We start from the raw sequence: 1,292 nt of genomic DNA on the forward strand, positions 1-1,292 counted from the left end.
TGACCTTGCCCCTGTTTGACGAATCCCTTAACCGAGCTTGTTAAGCGGACTTTTTGTCCTGGGCCGCCATCCAGTTTCTCTCATGCTGCATCGGACTCACGTACCCCAGCGTCGAATGCAGTCTCGTCGCGTTGTAGAAGCCCAGCCAGTCCATCACCTCGCCGTGTGCTGCCTCGCGTGTCTCGAATCGCTTGCCGTGCAGCCTGGCGCGTTTCAACGAGCCCCACAGGCTTTCCGTGGGCGCATTGTCCCAGCAGTCTCCTTTGCGGCTCATCGAGCTGCGCATGCCGTAGGCCTTCAGGGCGCGCTGGAAGTTGCCGCTGCAGTACTGGCTGCCTCTGTCCGAGTGCACGATCAAGCCGGCCTGCGGCCTTCTCCTGAACCACGCCATGCGCAGTGCATCGAGCACCAGGCTTGTCGTCATCCTCGGCGCGATCGACCAGCCCACCACATGCCGGCTGAACAGGTCCAGCATCACCGCCAGGTACAGCCAACCTTCGCCGGTGTCGATATAGGTGATGTCAGTGGTCCACACCTCGTTGGGTCTTGCCGGCGTGAAGTCGCGAGCTATCAAGTTCGGCGCCACCGGCAGGTTGTGCCGCGAGTCCGTCGTCGCCTTGAACCGGCGCTTCGTTCTGGCCTTGATGCCGTGCTGTGCCATCAGCTTGCGCACGCGCTCCTTGCCAACGCGAATGCCGCGCGCCACCAGTTCTTTCCACATCCGCGGCCAGCCATACTCGCCTTTGACCTCGGCGTGGATCGCCTTGATGTGCGCCAGCAACGCGTCGCTGCTCATCGTGCGCCTGCCAGCCTTGCTCGGCTCCTGGTTGGCCTTGCGCTGCCTCCACTGGTGAAAGCCGCTGGCGCTGACGCCCAGCAACTCGCACAACAGCGAGATCGGCCACTCGCCACGCTTGCCCTCGATGAAGGCGTACCTCACTTCGACTCCCTTGCGAAGTACGCCGTCGCTTTTTTTAGGATGTCGCGCTCCATCCTCAGGCGCGCATTCTCGGCTCGCAGCTGCGCCAGCTCCATCTGCTCGGGACTCACCGGCTTGCTGCCCGGCCCGCCAAGCTTTCCCTCGCGCTGTGCCTTGATCCAGTTGTGCAGCGTCGTCGGCCCCACTCCCAGCGTGGCCGACACCACCGCCACGCTCTGCCCCGCGCCGATCTGCCTCAGCGCCTCCAGCTTGAATTCGAGCGTGTATCTCGCCCTCGGCTTCTTTGCCATTCCAGTTCTCTCCTTGCCAAATTACACCTCAGCAAGGAATCCGTTTTTCGGGGGCAAGGTCA

1 protein-coding gene is annotated in these 1,292 nt (G+C 62.8%); it reads right to left on the reverse strand.

Going from position 1 to position 1,292, the window contains the following annotated elements:
• Window positions 1–40: 40 nt before the first annotated feature.
• Window positions 41–1,230 (reverse strand): IS3 family transposase gene (locus tag H8R02_RS29995; RefSeq protein ID WP_187085708.1). Its coding sequence is split into 2 segments (ribosomal slippage): window positions 41–978 and window positions 978–1,230, totalling 1,191 coding nucleotides; the frame shifts between segments, so codons are not numbered across the junction.
• Between the last annotated feature and the right edge of the window lie 62 nt (window positions 1,231–1,292).

This window comes from Ramlibacter albus, assembly GCF_014297445.1.
Lineage (GTDB): Bacteria > Pseudomonadota > Gammaproteobacteria > Burkholderiales > Burkholderiaceae_C > Ramlibacter > Ramlibacter albus.